Source organism: Pseudoalteromonas sp. SG45-1 (genome assembly GCF_014164135.1).
GTDB classification, from domain to species: domain Bacteria; phylum Pseudomonadota; class Gammaproteobacteria; order Enterobacterales; family Alteromonadaceae; genus Pseudoalteromonas; species Pseudoalteromonas distincta.
Genome location: NZ_JACJEP010000092.1, coordinates 1 through 247, shown reverse-complemented (window position 1 = coordinate 247; position 247 = coordinate 1). Strand labels below are relative to the sequence as shown.

Sequence of the window (247 nt, the reverse complement as noted above, 5' to 3'; positions counted from 1 at the left end):
GGATTTGGACGAACTCAAAAATGAAACGTTACCTGAGTGGCAGCATTACTACAATTGGCAACGCGCTCACGGCTCATTCAAAGGTAAAACTCCAATGGATGTTGTATGTGAACGGCTTGAAAAAACACCGCTTTGGGAAGACGTTCACGCTAACTACGAAACTGAAAATGAACGCATTCAGTTATCGAATTATCAGCGTGATCTTCAACTACGAAAAGTGAAATGATGTCTATGAATCACACATCTA

The 247-nt window shown here is 40.9% G+C and carries 1 pseudogene; it reads left to right on the top strand.

Annotated elements, in window-relative coordinates:
* Nucleotides 1–226 (top strand): annotated as a pseudogene (locus H5117_RS20490) (IS481 family transposase); the annotation flags it as partial.
* Nucleotides 227–247: the final 21 nt, after the last annotated feature.